13 protein-coding genes are annotated in these 13546 nt (G+C 69.8%); 7 read left to right on the top strand and 6 right to left on the bottom strand.

Features of this window, described 5'->3' with window-relative positions; genetic code table 11:
* The first annotated feature begins 301 nt into the window (after window positions 1-301).
* The 7 genes from EV385_RS15175 (at window position 302) to EV385_RS15205 (ending at window position 6893) form a co-directional block, all read left to right on the top strand.
* Complete coding sequence (locus EV385_RS15175) at window positions 302-817, top strand: hypothetical protein (protein ID WP_130510051.1); 516 nt, start codon at window positions 302-304, stop codon at window positions 815-817.
* A 139-nt stretch (window positions 818-956) separates the two neighbouring features.
* Entirely contained in the window at window positions 957-1499 is a 543-nt protein-coding gene (locus EV385_RS15180) for a hypothetical protein (protein WP_130510052.1), read from the top strand.
* A gap of 301 nt (window positions 1500-1800) precedes the next feature.
* Window positions 1801-2679 carry a hypothetical protein gene (locus EV385_RS15185; RefSeq protein ID WP_130510053.1) on the top strand — a complete coding sequence of 293 codons (879 nt, stop codon included), beginning with the start codon at window positions 1801-1803 and terminating at the stop codon, window positions 2677-2679.
* Between the two features lie 22 nt (window positions 2680-2701).
* Window positions 2702-3460, top strand: a complete 759-nt coding sequence (locus tag EV385_RS15190) for a GGDEF domain-containing protein (protein ID WP_242624900.1) — start codon at window positions 2702-2704, stop codon at window positions 3458-3460.
* Window positions 3453-3905, top strand: a complete 453-nt coding sequence (locus EV385_RS15195) for a DUF3085 domain-containing protein (RefSeq protein WP_130510054.1) — start codon at window positions 3453-3455, stop codon at window positions 3903-3905. Before EV385_RS15190 ends, EV385_RS15195 begins: the two co-directional genes overlap by 8 nt.
* Before the next feature lie 327 nt (window positions 3906-4232).
* Window positions 4233-5273, top strand: coding sequence for an AAA family ATPase (locus tag EV385_RS15200; RefSeq protein WP_242624901.1), 1041 nt, complete (start codon window positions 4233-4235; stop codon window positions 5271-5273).
* A gap of 21 nt (window positions 5274-5294) precedes the next feature.
* Window positions 5295-6893, top strand: coding sequence for a VWA domain-containing protein (locus tag EV385_RS15205; protein WP_130510056.1), 1599 nt, complete (start codon window positions 5295-5297; stop codon window positions 6891-6893).
* Between the two features lie 360 nt (window positions 6894-7253).
* On the opposite strand, the gene EV385_RS15210 is transcribed toward EV385_RS15205, so the two are convergent.
* The 6 genes from EV385_RS15210 to EV385_RS15235 all read right to left on the bottom strand — a co-directional run bounded on the left by EV385_RS15210 (window position 7254) and on the right by EV385_RS15235 (window position 13342).
* Window positions 7254-7718 (bottom strand): hypothetical protein, encoded by a 465-nt coding sequence (locus EV385_RS15210; protein WP_130510057.1) that lies wholly within the window; start codon window positions 7716-7718, stop codon window positions 7254-7256.
* Window positions 7715-9427: an alpha/beta hydrolase gene (locus EV385_RS15215; RefSeq protein ID WP_130510058.1), complete on the bottom strand. Its 1713-nt coding sequence runs from the start codon at window positions 9425-9427 to the stop codon at window positions 7715-7717. Before EV385_RS15215 ends, EV385_RS15210 begins: the two co-directional genes overlap by 4 nt.
* Window positions 9428-9436: 9 nt before the next feature.
* Window positions 9437-9763 (bottom strand): hypothetical protein, encoded by a 327-nt coding sequence (locus EV385_RS15220; protein WP_130510059.1) that lies wholly within the window; start codon window positions 9761-9763, stop codon window positions 9437-9439.
* 377 nt (window positions 9764-10140) lie between these two features.
* On the bottom strand, window positions 10141-11310 hold the full coding sequence (locus EV385_RS15225) for a S8 family serine peptidase (RefSeq protein ID WP_165449487.1): 1170 nt from the start codon (window positions 11308-11310) through the stop codon (window positions 10141-10143).
* Window positions 11307-12935, bottom strand: a complete 1629-nt coding sequence (locus tag EV385_RS15230; RefSeq protein ID WP_130510061.1) for a hypothetical protein — start codon at window positions 12933-12935, stop codon at window positions 11307-11309. Before EV385_RS15230 ends, EV385_RS15225 begins: the two co-directional genes overlap by 4 nt.
* Window positions 12935-13342 carry a hypothetical protein gene (locus EV385_RS15235; RefSeq protein WP_130510062.1) on the bottom strand — a complete coding sequence of 136 codons (408 nt, stop codon included), beginning with the start codon at window positions 13340-13342 and terminating at the stop codon, window positions 12935-12937. The genes EV385_RS15230 and EV385_RS15235 overlap by 1 nt, the downstream gene beginning before the upstream one ends.
* Window positions 13343-13546: the final 204 nt, after the last annotated feature.

The following is a 13546-nucleotide window of genomic DNA, read 5'->3' on the forward strand; positions in this document are numbered from 1 at the left end:
AGGCCCTGGCCGACGAACACTTCCTCAGCCAGGCCGTCGCGCAGGCCGAAGCCGACGGCGGCACCCAGCTTCGACTGGTCGACGACACCGGCCACACCCGCGCTTTGCGGCCGATCGCCCCCGCCCCGGCCGACTTGACCCCACTGCTGGAACTCGGCCGCACCCTCACCCGCGGCCCCGGCCAGCAGTGGCAGATCTGGACCGGCGCCTCATGGTTCACCGTGCCCGGCGCCCTCACCCGACCCGGCCAACCCCACGACCGCAACTGCTGAAAGGGCGGCGCCCGAATGGGGGCTCCGACGTGCTGCTGCGCAACCTGCACCTGCCCACCGGGACCACGCTCTGCCTGCCCAGGCTCACGCCGCTGCAACGGCAGGTGATGCAGCCGCGCCACCTGGACGGATACCCGCGGGATCTCCCGTTCGAGATCCGCGAGTGCCGAGAGTCGACCCCTACCGACCAACCGCCGGACAGTCCGCCGACCGGCACGGCGCTCGCCGCACCAGACAGCAGCCGCACTGCCGGCTTGGGCCCACCGATCGCCCTGACCGAGATCAACTCGGGGCGCTTCACCTTCCACGCCTTCGGCGCGACGAGCGAGCACGACCGCGACGCCCTCACGGCCGCATGGTTGCAGCACGTCGCCGACACCGGTGCCGACCTCGACTGCTTCGCCCGCGAGGACATCAACGTCATCGAGGGCGGCTACGGCCGCGCCTTCCGTAAGGCTCGCCGTACCCGTAAGGCCGTGACGCCTCGGCATGTCCTGTGTGCCCGCTTCGTGGGCAGCCCGGCCGGAGCGGCCCACATCCGGTAGCGGGGCCAGCGATCGGCCACACCAGCGCCGGTCAACCCCCGGCACCACCCCAATCCCATCGGGTTCCCGGCGCGCACCCGCGCTTGGGAGCCCTTCTTTGCGTGTGTAACGCGTTCCTCATCGATGGGAGTCCGAGACGATGTTGACCTTCCCGACCAGCCACGCCCTCACCGATGCGTTGATTACCGCGATCCAGACTCCGGACCTGACCGCACGACTTCCGATTGTGCTGTTCCTGTACGAGGTGGCGGACACCGACACCGAACACCTCATCCGCTGTCACGTGGTCCGGCCGCGGCACAGCAGCGGCGCTGAGGGACTCGACACGACGATCGTCGGCCGGCTCGAGGCGCTGACCCGCGGGCACACCGACACCCAGGGCCCGATTCCGGCGCTCATGGCCGCGGTCCACGCCACCACCGGTGACGCGCCCGGCTTCCGAATGCTCGCCTGCGCAGCCCTCGACGACGACATCGTCATCGCCGCCAACGAACCCCACGGTTGCCGACGCCTTGACGCCGTCGACATCGACGGCCGCGTCTACCAGCTCACCCGGTACCACGCCGAAACCCATCCGATCGTCACAGTCGACGACGCCGACGAACCGCGCGACACCCCCGCCACCATCCCGGCGCTGCAGAACGCCCTGAAAATCGCGGTCCGCCTCGCCAGCCGTGTGTGAGGCGAGCACCCGGCGTGGTCGCCGGCGAACACGCCGGCGAGGTCCGCGCACGGCGCCCCGCTACCGCTACCGCCAGTGATAGGTGACGGGCTCGGCACTGCAAAGACGGCGTCCACACCTCCCCGTGAGGACATCGCAAACGTGACCTACCAGCTCTTGCTGGCCCCCGCCATCTGTCGCCCACGATCACCGCCACCACGTCCGCGCCGGACGGCCGGTATCTGGACACGGGCGACTTGAACAAATCCCGCAACGAAGCGTGGATCAACTCCACGCCCTACTGGAAGGAGCACCGCCTGTCATGACCGAGACCACCCGACCCGCCGCGACCGCGGCCCAGCGCATCGTCGCCGCCATGTGGACACTCGACCGCCCAGCCACCGCGAAGCAGATCCAGGAGGCCGCCGGCGTTGGCTACTCCACCGTCAGCCCCGTCCTGCGCCGCCTGCTCGCCGCGAGCCAGGCCGTCAAGTCCGAGGGCGGCGACGGCAGCACCCTTTGGCACATCGTCACCGACATCCCCTCCACCCTCGGCCCCGCGAACGGCGACGCGACCAACGCCGCCTCAGAACCGCATGACCCGACCGGCGGAGAACCTCCCGCCGGCGACGGCGCGATGCCGGGAATCAGCAGCCCCACCGACAACGCTCGCGCCGAGGTAACGAGCGATCACGCCGACTCGCACCCGGATCTCACCGGCGCGCGCCCAGCCCTCAGCAACCCGGGTTCCGAGATACTCCCGACGCCTGAGGGCACCCGACCGCCAGCGGCCGCACTCGAGGCCGACAACCACCCTGGGGCCGCGCCCGCAGAACCGGCCGAGCCCGAGCCGGTCGGATCACACAGCGGCATGTCGGACGAATCGGACCCAGATGCCTCGGCCACGAGGACCACTCGTGCCTACCGCAAGCCGGCCAAGCCTCGCAGGCCCAAGGGAGCACTGCGCGCCGCGATCCTCGCGGCGCTGAATAACAATCCCGACCGCGCGCTCCGGGTCGGCGAGATGTGCAAGATCATCGACGGTGCGGACCAGGACGGAATGTTCAACAAGGCCGGTCCCGGTGCCGTCGTGAACGCCCTCGACAAGCTCGTCAACGACGGCGACGCACTCCGCGTCTCCGAAGCCCCCGCGAGCTACCAGTTCCAGGCGAAGCCGGCGGACGCCGACTCCCAGCGGTAAGCCCGGGTCGGCCGTCGAAGCTTTGCACGGCGCGACGACCGACCCGGTGCTCCTTCACATACAAGGAGCTTTTCGAGTGTTGCAGACCTGGCAAGACCTCGCCATCATCGCCCTGATCGCCACCCTGATCGTCGCCGTGGTGGTGATCGCGTGGCAGCAGAAAAGCCTGATCCAGGCTCGCTACCTGGCCAACCACGACGTGACCACCGGCCTGCCCAACCGTCGCGCCGTCACCGCATGCCTGCGCACGGCTCTGCGGAAGGGCCGTGCGACCGGGCTGGTGATGGTCGACCTCGACCGGTTCAAGTCCATCAACGACACCTACGGCCATGAGCACGGCAACGATGTGCTCGCCGAAGTGGGCCGCCGTCTGGCCGGCATCACGGCCCCGGCCGCGCTGGCAGCGCGGCTGTCCGGCGACGAGTTCGTGCTGCTGGTCGACGGTGGTTACGACCAGACCGCAGCCGTGGCCCACGCCGCTTCCAGGATCATCGCGCGTACGGCGGTGCGCGTCGGCGGGCGCGAGGTCCGCGTGTCCGCGAGCGTGGGCTTCGCGACCGCGACCCTGGGCATCTCCGGACGTGAACTGCTGCGCGCCGCTGACATCGCCATGTACCAGGCGAAGCGGTACGGACGCGCGACGGTCTACGGCATGCCCCCCTCCACAGAACAGCCCGGCATCGGACGTGGACCCCGCTACCGCGACCTGCGCCGCGATACCGGCGACGGCTACCCGGCAACGCCCCTTCCCACCAACGAGGAGTACCCCTCTCATGGCTGACACCACCGACCTGTACTTCGACCTCGCCCTGGCGCTGCGACTGGCCGAACACGCGAACGCCGCGCCGCAGCACGCCCCATCGTTCAGCGAACACCAGGAAGGCACCACCTGCCCTGGAGGGCTCGTCTGGGTCAGCGACCAGGGCACCTACCTGATGTCCACCGGACAACCGAAGATCCCCGGCGACGACGGCACCCCGAACCTCATCGCGTACGCCCACGGCTGGGAGCCCGACGACGAGCATCCGAGCGCCGCCGACACCCATATCGGCGGCGACGACTTCGCCGAACACCTGCATCTGCACGAACCACTCGGTCCCCGCAGCGCCTCGCTGCTGGATCTGCTCCGGCGTGGGGCCACGCAGGGATTCCGGCATCTCGTCCTGAAAGTTACCGAGACCACCGTCGCCGTCACCGTGTCCCGCACCCGACCCGACGACGCCTGACAGCACCCCCGGGAAGAAGGACAACCGCACCTGGCACGGCCTGCCGTCCTCGCGGACGGCAGGTCCGTGTCGATGCACTACCCGGCGTGACGGCCAGCCCTGCGCGAACGCGGCTCGGGACCACGCCGGATCGCCCGTCTCCGCAGCGCGGAATCAACCTGCCCGCGCACCCGGAGACGGGTGCGCGGGCTCGCACCCCAGTCCCAAGGAACGGAGCGCGCCATGCACCCAAACCCCCACCCGTCCGCCGGCAACCCGGCAACGACCAGGGAAGCAACCGGACAGCCGACCGCAGCCGGACGCCGATCTGGGCACCTCTACCCCCGGGTGGCCTTGTACCTCGCCGACCACCCCGGCCAGCCGCTGTCGCCCGGTGAGATCACCAAAGCTCTCGACGTCCCCTCCTCCGGGGCGGTGTTCGAGGCGCTGAAACGGATGGCCGCCGCCGGGTACGCCACCCACCAGAGCAATCCGCACCGATTCACCGTCACCCAGGCCGGCATCGACGCCGCCGGGGCACTGCCGCCGCCCACGCCCCGACCCGCCGGCAGTTCCACGGCACGCCACGGACGACGCCAGCCAGTGACCCGCCCGAACGGCGACCCCTACTTCCCGCGGAAACTGGCCGGCTCCACCGACGTCGACGTCCTGCAACGGCTGCGCGACAAACGCATCCCGGTCCTGCTCTACGGGCCGCCCGGCACCGGCAAGACCGCCGTGGCCGAGGCCGCCTTCCCTGACCTTCTCACGGTGGCCGGGACCGGCGACACGATCGTCGAGGACTTCGTCGGCAACTTCATACCGCTGCCCGACGGCGGCTACGAATACGTCTACGGCCCGCTCGTCACGGCGATGCGTGAAGGCCGGGCGCTGCTGATCGACGACGCCACCCTCATCCCGCCGAAGGTCCTCGCGGTGCTCTACCCGGCGATGGACGGCCGCCGGGTCATCACCCTGACCGGCTACCGCAACGAACGCGTCGAGGCCGCGGACGGCTTCTACATCCTCGCCGGCCACAACCCCGGTGTGCACGGCGCGATCCTCACCGAAGCCCTCGCCTCCCGGTTCGACGTGCACATCGAGGTCACCACCGACTTCGACCTCGCCCGCCACCTCGGCGTCCCCGCCGCCGCCGTGCAGGCCGCGATCCGGCTCAACGCCGACCTCGACGCCGGAAAACTCACCTGGGCGCCGCAACTGCGCGAACTCCTCGGATTTACCCGCGTCCGCAAGGCCCTCGGCCACAAGGCCGCCGTCGCGAACCTCGCCGGCCGTGCCCCCGAAGACGACCGCACCGAGGTCATCTCCGCCCTGGCCGCGCACTTCGGCACCGACATCGTGCCCCTGCGCGTCGGCCCCCAACGCTGACCCACCCAGGAAGGACCTGCCATGACACAACCCCCTCACCTGCAGCACGGCCACCCCGACCTGACCACGGTCGACCCGGCCTGGACGGCCTGGAACAAGGCATGGACCCGACAGATCAAAGTCCTCACCGACCGTGACAGCCTTCGCGTGGTCGTCGCCCCCGGAGCCGGTGGCGGTGCACCCGCCTGCTTCTACCCCGACCACTTGCGCATCGAGGTCGACGCCGCCTACCTCGGCGGCAACCCCGACATCACCGACCCGTCCAAGGCCCGCCACAAGAAGACCGTGGCGACCGGCTACGGCCTACTCGTCCACGAAGCCGCCCACGCCGCCCACAGCCTGTGGATAACTCCCGAGGACACCCCACCGGTCGTCGCCGACGTCGCCGGCCAACTCGAGGAAGCACGTGCCGAGTACAGGCAACGCGGCCGACGACGCGGCGACCGGCAGTGGATACGCCACACCGTCACCACTCTGCTCCTCTCGCAGACCGCCCGGGCGGACGATCTCTGGCACGCTGGACGACTCGCCGCGCTGCTGCTGGCCCGCGTGGACGCCCGCATCCTCACCAGCAAGGACGTCCGCATGATCCGCGCCGCGGTGACCGCCGTCGCCGGCCGCAAACGCCTACACCGGTTGCGTGAGCTCTGGCTCCAGGCACTCGAATGCGACGACCACGACGCCACCACCATGATCCAGATCGCGTGGCGGTGGTGCTACGCCCTGGACATCGACCCCGCCCACCGGCCGGACGTACCACAGCCCGACCTCGGTGAGTTCGCCGGTCTCCTCGCTGCCGCGCTCCTTGAATACCTGGCCGCAGCCCTCGGCATCACCCCCACGGACCTCCGCCACACCCAGGTCACCACCCGCCACGGCGCCCCCGCGACCTGGACGCGCCGTGACCCCACCGAAGCGGAGGTCGAAGCCGCCCGCCGGCTGGCCACCAGGCTCCGGCAGGCCCGCACCCAGCACCGCGAGACCGCCGTCGTACCGGCGCCGGTACCGCCCGGCCGGCTGCGTACCCGGCAGGCGATCACCGCCGACGCGCAGACCGCGGCCGGGATGATGCCCACCGCCCAACGCTGGCAGCGGCGCACCACGGTGCCCCCACCCAAGCCGACCCTGCACCTGGCGGTCCTCGTCGATGTGTCTTGGTCCATGCGCGAGTTCCAGAAGCCGCTGTCCACGGCCGGGTGGATCCTCGCCCACGGCGCTCGCCACAACGAAGCCGTCACCACCACCATCGCGTTCGGGAACACGGCGACCCTTCTCGTGGCGCCGCGACAACGTCCCGCGCAGGTCCTCGACATGCAGGTCAGCGGCGGTACCACCGCGTTCTGCGAGGCGGTCAACCTCGCCGATCAGCTCCTCGATCTGCGTAAACGTCACACCGTCAGAATGGTCGCCGTCGTGTCCGACGGCGACCTGCCAGACAGGGCCGCAGCGCAGAAGCTGATCACCACCCTGCACCAGGCCGGCTGCGCCGTTCTCTGGCTGCGACCCGCAGGAATCACCGGGCACACCTTCGCCGACACCACCACCATCCACGTCGCCGATCCGGTGCAGGCCGTCGACGAAATCTGCACCGCCGCCGTCACCGCGCTTGCCTGCGCCTGACCTTTGCCTGAGAACTGCTCGCCAGGGTCCGGCCCGTCTGGCGGCCACCCGCCCCGACGCGTGGAGGCAACGGGCTGGACCCGCCGGCGCGGCATCGCCGGCGGGTCCAGCCCTCGCGCCCCGACAACCTGTGGGCAGCGGCTTCGCGCGTTCCTGACTGGCTGGGTCACGCGAACGAAGTCGACCACGTCCCAGTCGATGGAGGAGAGGAACTTCGCCTGCTAGTCGCCGTTGTGTAGCAGCGGGCCGAGCAACTGATTGCCGTAGACGCCCTCCAAGTGCCGCCGCGCCGGGCTGAAGGGATCGCCAATATCCATCTACCTGGGCCGAGAACCGGATGGCTCTTTGGATGGTGCGGCGTTACGGCTCGACGCAACTGGAACTGCTACGCAAGGTCACTCCGATGGTGCCCTTGCTGCCGTGGGAGACAAGGATGCCGAGTTGGAAGCCATCGTCCGGGTGTTCGACGACGAGCTCGGGTATATCTCGGCTGGCGCGATCGTCCCGGGCGATCTTGTAGCCGGCGTCCTGCCAGTACCTGGCCAGAGTCGGGATGACGTCGTCGACCGGCCAGCCCGACGCGAACGCAATGTCGTAGTCGATTTCGACGAGGACCCGGCCGTCATCGCACGGCAGACCGTCCTGCTCGATGAGCTTCTTCATAGTGGCGCCCGGGGGCAGCTGGGCGAAGCTTTCCTGCGCACGTTGGGCCACTCGTTCGATCGCTTGCTGCTTGGTCACGGTGGGCTGCATGTCACATCCAGCGGAGAGAAGCGCTGCGGTGAGCGCGGCGATGATGGCTGCGGTGCGGTGGATGCGGGTCATGACACCTGGCCGCCCTTCCCGACAACGATCTTGGCGATGTTGGTGCGGCCTGGGTTGCCCTGCTCCCAGTACGAGTTGGAGTGGTTCTCGACCGGGTCGTACCAGGACTTGTTGTCGGTGGTGAAGTTGGTGGCGCCGAAGTCGGGGTTGGTCGGGTCGAGTCCGAAACGCTTGACGTCGCCGAGGCCGGTGATGTCGATGGCGTCGAAGGGTGAGGTGCTGGCGTACACGTGCTGCTTCCCTGCTCGCTGCCACGGCACCTGGGGATCGTGGCCCTCGATCTGGTTTTCCACCAGCAGCCCGTTGGCGCCGGTCCATCCGACCCCAGGGCTACCCACGAAGACGAGGTCGTCGGCGGCCAAACCGTGACGGGCGGCGTACCCGACGACGGTACTGCCGTAGCTGTGCCCGAGGACCGTGTTATGCGAGGGCGGCCCGTCGTGGGTGGCGCGCAACCCGGTCTGGAAGTCCCGCAGGGTGGGTGCGCCCGAGTCCGCATAGCTCGACGAGCCGGCGTTGGTCACGGCGTCCGGGGCGTCGTAGTCCAACCAGAAGATCGCCGAGGTGAGCTTGTCGCGGTCCAGTCGGTTGGCATCGAGCGCCATCCGGTCGGTGCGCTCCAGATCGGAGGCGATCCCAGCCACGTCGGAGGTGGTACCGGGCGTGAACGTAACCACGTTGTCGGCCGTATCGGGGTTCCCGACCGCGACGATCGCCCGGCCATCATCGGCGGAGGAGAAGCCCATCAGCAGCGCCGGGGGTTTGTTCGGGTCGTTCAGCCGGTTCTGCAGGGTGAGCGCACCGCCGAGCTTGCCGGTGAGCGCGTCGCGCTGCTCACCGATCTGTTTCAGGTCGTCGGCGGCCTCACCGAGCGGGTTCTGACTGTTCGGGTAGAGCTCCCGTAGCCGACCCTGGTCGGCCATTGTCTTGATGAGCTGCTCGCGATCGTTCAAAGCGTCGATGCCGCCGCGCAAGGTGAGCAGGTCCCGGTCCAGCACGATCCGGTTCGCCGGATCCCGGTCGCTGGCGGGGACCCCGTTGAGGGCACCGACCAGCGCCGGATAGTTACGGATGGCGTCTTCCTGCTGCTGCGGGGTCAGACTGTCCCACCAGTTCTTCACATCGGCGGGTGGGCGCCCCTTCTGCGCCTGCAATGCTGCCTCGGTCACCGGCGGCGGGCTGCCGGTGCCGAACCCGGTCCGCGGGTTGGGAAGGTTCACCTGGATCGCGTTCATCGTCGAGGCGTCCAGCTCGACGGCCCGTTCGATGAGCGACTGCAACTGCTGCACGTACGACGAGACCGCCTGCGCCAGTTGCTGCCCGCCGCTGGAGTCCGATGCCAGCGCTGCACCCGCGGCGACCGTGCCCGCCGCCAGGTCGACGACGAAGCCCTTGCCGGTTGCTTCGGCGGCGATCTGTCGGGCCATTTCCTGCAAGCTACGGACTGTGTCGGCGTGCGTACGCAGCGCTTGCCCGATGCGTCGCGCTGGTGGCTCGGTATTGCTGGCCTCGGCGACCAGGTCCCGGTTCGCCCGTTGGGCCTCGTCCGCTGCGGCGCCGAGTGTCCACGCGTAGGGAAGGTCGCGGCTGCCCCGGATCAGGTCCTCGCAGGCGTCGTCGAGATCTGCGGCCATCGCGAGCCACGCCTCGGACGCGATGTGGACCCGTCCTGGGTCAGCATCAAGCAGGGTTTGCAGCGTGAACGCCATCGTCGCCGCCTACTTCGGCAGACCGGGCGCGGACTGCCTGGCAGCGGCGATTCGGCCGGCGGCGTCACGGTCGGCGGCTGCGTATTCCTTCGCGGACTGGCTCAAGGACGTGCCATGGGCGTTGACCTGGGCCGCGAGATTACCCACGAACGTCGACCACGCGTGTTCGGCCTCGGCCAGTACGTCACCGGTCCCCCAGCCTTGCAAGGCGCCGACGGCGCCGACCTGCCCGGCATGAGCGCCGAACGCTCTCGAGAACTTGGCCGACGACTGCTGCACCGCGGCGCCGACCTTGCCCAATGCCACCGTGTCGACCTGCCCGGTCGGATACCCCATGCCCTGCCGCCTCCCCGTGGCGCGCCGGCCACCTCGGCCGCGCAAACGGACGGTACAACAACCGGCGAACGATCATGGGGGCGCCGACCTTCACCTCACCAGACCCGACGCCCATGAATCGGGGGACTTTTCATGCCTAGGTCATCCATGGAGTCGCCGCCTCGCGTCAGAATTTCGGTGTCATCGAGGGGGCAAGGGTGCGCCAAACCCGATGCCCTTTGGTCAGTGATTGGCGCTGACTCGCAGGGTGCGGCCGGGTGACTCGTGGCGTGCCGAGGTAGGGATGCTCAGTGCGCTGGTCTTGGGTGGGTGCGGTTGACCGCCGTCTGTCGGCGTGGACAGCTCGGCCGGAAGCGACGCCGCCTGAAGGCCGGATGTCACGGTTTGCGGTGTCGGCGGCTACGAAGGATCAGCCAGGTGGGCAGGCCGACCATCACGCCGATCACGATGAGGAGGACGGCGACGACCACGCCGATGGCCGTCCAGTTGACCGGGGCAGCCTTGGGTGTAGAGGGGGCTGCTGCGGTGTCGCCGTCCGTCGTCGGGTCTGGCAGCGCGACTGCCGAACTGCTCGGGGCCGCGGAAGGCTGCCCGGCGCCGGCGGGCACGTCGGCGGTGAGGGCGGCGACGAGGTCGAGCGAGCCGTAGCCGTACTCGCGGTCCCGGCCGGGGGCGCCCTTGTCGGTCGCGGTGGCGGTGAGCCGGTGCACGACCTCGGCGGCGGACAGGTTCGGATACTTGGCCCGGATCAGCGCGGCGGCACCGGCGACGATCGCCGTGGAGTCACTTGTTCCCGTGCCCGTCCGATATCCACCGGTGTTTGCGGTGGAGACGATCTGCACGCCGGGTGCGACCAGGACCATTTCCGGTCCGGTGGTCGTCACCGGTGCCAGCTTCCCGTCACGGCCGGTCGCACCGACCGCGACGACGCCCGGGTACTTGGCCGGGTAGGGCAGGAAAATGTCATCCGGGCGGTTTCCAGACGCGGCGACGAGCACGATGTCCGCGTCGATCGCCTGTTGAAGGGCGCGTTTCGTCGCTTCGTCGGCTGACGTGGCGAATGACATGGAGATCACGCCGACGTGGTGGCGGACGGCCTCGGTGATGGCGTCGGCAATCTCGACGCTGGACAGCTTGTTGTCCTTCTGACCCCGGATGGGCAGGATCTTGGCTTTCGGTGCGATACCCAGCGCACCGTCGGCGTCGCCCGCGCCGTGGCCGTGCCCGGCGATGAGCCCCGCCATGGCGGTGCCGTGCCCGTTCGTGTCCACCCACCCCTTGGTCTTCGCGTCGAGGAAGTCGACACCCGGCAGGATGTTGCCGGTCAGATCCCGGTGGTTGGCCTGGACGCCGGAGTCGATGACCGCGACGGTGACGCCCTCACCCTGGCTGATCTTGTGGGCTTCGGCGACGTGCAACGCGCGCAGGTGCCACTGGTGCTCGCGGTCCGAATCCGCGAGCACCGGTGGCGCACCTGCGAGTGCCAGGAGGACACCGCTGGCCACCGCGGCGGCCAGGCGGTTGAAACGGTGTGGCGGCAAGGTCACCGGTGCAGTCCGATGATGCCCGGCCCGGGGTCGACGTCGCCGCTCGCCGGATCGGGTGCGATCACCGAGTCGACGCCCTCCGCGGTCGCCCACGGATTGTCGGGGTCCCAGCGCTGGCCCTCGTCGGAATCGCCGTGACCGCGGCGACCGCCGCGGGCTCCGGCCATCCCCATCGGTCCACCGGCGCGGCCGCCAGGACCGCGCTCAGCCATCCCGGCCGAGCCTGCGCCTCGGCCTCCGGAACCACGACCGGCCATTCCTGCTTGACCCGCGGCGCGGCCTCCGGGAGCGCGCTCGGCTATCCCCGCTTGGCCGGCGATGCGGGCTCCGGGACCACGGCCCGCGCTGCCCGCCCCCGGCTCCTGGCCGATGACCCCGCCGACCGGATTGATCCTCGGCCGGGCACCGGCTCCGCCCCGCAGGCCGCCCTCGCCCGCACCGCCCACGCCGGAAACGCGGCCCACGCCGGGACCACCACCCACACCGGATACACCGCCCATGCCGGGGACGCGGCCCACGCCGGGACCTTCGCCAACGCCGGGGACGCCACCGATGACACCGTTGCGCAGGCCGCCGAGTGGCCCGCCCGCGCTACGCATCGCTCCGAGTTCCCCGGCCGGAACGCCACCGGCGATCCGGCCGCCGGAAGAGATCGGGCCAAGGCCCGCCGCCGCCCCGCCAAGCGCGGGCAGCAGCCCCGGCAGTGCGCCCGCGACACCCCCGGGTGGCGCGGGCACCGGTCCGATCCCCGCACCGGGCACCGGCTGCACGGGCGTGGGCAGCGCCGGCGGGGCGATGACACCCGCCAGGCCCGGACCACTTCCGGACGACCCGGGATGGGCACCGGCGACCGGCGAGGTCACGACCGCACCTCCCACCTGGTCACCCGGCGCGGACACGGCACCGTCGGCGGGGGTACGGGTGTGCGCGGGCGGATCGATGCGGGGCGGTCGAACAGCCCCACCGGTCGACCCACCTCCATCGCCACCAGGACGAGGAGGCTCGTCGATTCTGTCGCGCGAGATCTCCACCTTCGGCGGTTGGTACGGTATCGGCGGCTGGATCCGGGCGGCGCCGTCCTGCGCGGCCCCGGCCAGCGACGTCATCTCCTGCCGTACCCGCTGGGTCAGCTCGTCCTGACGGCCGTCGGCGACCGGCGGATCCGAGAACAGCCGCTTCGCGCCCTCGGCGATGTTCTTGCCGAAGGGGATGTCTTTGGCGCCATCACCGAACTCATGGACTTCCTGCTCGTACTTGGCCAGGGCGCTCTCGTTGGCGACGTACTCGTCGTACATCGGCTTCAGCGTCTTGCGCGACTCGACGATCGCGGTGCTGACCAGGTTGATGTGCATAACGTTCACGGCGCAGTTCAGCGCGGTGTCGCCGACGGCCGCGATCAGGCGGTCGAGTTCGACGAGATAGGCGTTCGACGCCGCGTTCGTCTCGGGCGGCCACCGGAGCGCCAGCTGTGCCCGCGCATTCTTCAAGGCCTGCTGATGCGCGCTCAGCGTCTGCTGGGCCCGGTTGAGCGCGTCGACCTGAGCGTGGCTGGGCGCCAGGTTCGCCTCCGCGGCCTCGACCATGTTGAACAACTGCTTGACGTCGAACCCGCTGTAATCGCCCATCAGAGGTCTCCCGCCGGGATCGTCGAGGACAGCGGTCCCAGGGCCTGCGGTGGCGCCACCATGATCTCGTGGACGTCCTCCACCTTCGCCTTCGAGAACGCATCCGCGTCGCCGTAGTCCCGGGCGATCTGTTCGGCCGCCGTGGTGACGGCCTGCGTGCCCTGGTCGAGGTTGAACAACGCGTCGGTGGTGCCCTGCAGGCTGGCGTGCAGGGAGTCCTGCAGATTGATCCAGGAACCTCCGGCGATCGACGCGCCCAGGGTCGCCCCGGGCTGCACCGCGTCGTACACCTTCGGCACCTGCACCCGGAAGCTGCCCTCCAACTCACCCCGCAAACTCGCGGCGACCTGCTTCAGGCCGTCGATCTCCACTGCGATCTGCTGCATCACCGCATCAACCGGCAACATCGCTAACCCCTCCCCGCAGGCGTGTCGCGCTATCCGCGCAGGTCACCCTACAGAAGTGGAAACGACATTCGTGGCCCACAAGATCAGAATCCACGCAGCGTGACAGCCGCGGCACGAGGTGTGCCGACCCACGCCGGGCAAGACCTCGCGTCCGGCAGCCATGAGATTTCCCTGAGCACCGCGTGGAATGTCGATCCGCATCGT

The sequence above is a fragment of the Krasilnikovia cinnamomea genome (assembly GCF_004217545.1).
Lineage (GTDB): Bacteria > Actinomycetota > Actinomycetes > Mycobacteriales > Micromonosporaceae > Actinoplanes > Actinoplanes cinnamomeus.

Bases quoted from the DNA above. Each gene is read 5' to 3' on its own strand.
- EV385_RS15220 (WP_130510059.1), bottom strand. From the start codon at position 9,763: ATGGGGTATCCGACCGGGCAGGTCGACACGGTGGCATTGGGCAAGGTC.
- EV385_RS15195 (WP_130510054.1), top strand. From the start codon at position 3,453: ATGGCTGACACCACCGACCTGTACTTCGACCTCGCCCTGGCGCTGCGA.
- EV385_RS15215 (WP_130510058.1), bottom strand. From the start codon at position 9,427: ATGGCGTTCACGCTGCAAACCCTGCTTGATGCTGACCCAGGACGGGTC.
- EV385_RS15205 (WP_130510056.1), top strand. From the start codon at position 5,295: ATGACACAACCCCCTCACCTGCAGCACGGCCACCCCGACCTGACCACG.
- EV385_RS15230 (WP_130510061.1), bottom strand. From the start codon at position 12,935: ATGGGCGATTACAGCGGGTTCGACGTCAAGCAGTTGTTCAACATGGTC.
- EV385_RS15235 (WP_130510062.1), bottom strand. From the start codon at position 13,342: ATGTTGCCGGTTGATGCGGTGATGCAGCAGATCGCAGTGGAGATCGAC.
- EV385_RS15210 (WP_130510057.1), bottom strand. From the start codon at position 7,718: ATGACCCGCATCCACCGCACCGCAGCCATCATCGCCGCGCTCACCGCA.
- EV385_RS15185 (WP_130510053.1), top strand. From the start codon at position 1,801: ATGACCGAGACCACCCGACCCGCCGCGACCGCGGCCCAGCGCATCGTC.
- EV385_RS15180 (WP_130510052.1), top strand. From the start codon at position 957: ATGTTGACCTTCCCGACCAGCCACGCCCTCACCGATGCGTTGATTACC.